The organism is Massilia aquatica, from assembly GCF_011682045.1.
Lineage (GTDB): Bacteria > Pseudomonadota > Gammaproteobacteria > Burkholderiales > Burkholderiaceae_D > Telluria_A > Telluria_A aquatica.
Window position 1 is genome coordinate 1 of record NZ_VVIW01000078.1, and the last position, 622, is coordinate 622.

The window sequence follows — 622 nt, forward strand, 5'->3', positions numbered from 1 at the left end:
AGTTCCTTCTCCCGAGTTCTCTCAAGCGCCTTAGAATACTCATCTCGCCCACCTGTGTCGGTTTGCGGTACGGTCTCGTATGACTGAAGCTTAGAGGCTTTTCTTGGAACCACTTCCGATTGCTTCAGAACCTAAGTTCCTCGTCTCAACCCCTTGAATTCCGCGCCCGGATTTGCCTAAGCGCCTTCTATGAGTCAAAAACCAACACTTCCAACCGTTGGACAACCTTCCGCGATCCGTCCCCCCATCGCATCATACGACGGTGCAGGAATATTAACCTGCTTCCCATCAGCTACGCATCTCTGCCTCGCCTTAGGGGCCGACTCACCCTGCTCCGATGAACGTTGAACAGGAAACCTTGGGCTTACGGCGTGGGAGCTTTTCACTCCCATTATCGCTACTCATGTCAGCATTCGCACTTCTGATACCTCCAGCATCCTTTACAAGACACCTTCGCAGGCTTACAGAACGCTCTCCTACCATATATGCAAGCATATATCCGCAGCTTCGGTGACTGGCTTAGCCCCGTTACATCTTCCGCGCAGGACGACTCGATCAGTGAGCTATTACGCTTTCTTTAAATGATGGCTGCTTCTAAGCCAACATCCTGACTGTTTTAGCC

At 51.4% G+C, this 622-nt stretch carries 1 rRNA gene; it reads right to left on the reverse strand.

The annotated features are described in order from the left end of the window. Positions 1-622, reverse strand: a 23S ribosomal RNA gene (locus F1609_RS33955); the annotation flags it as partial.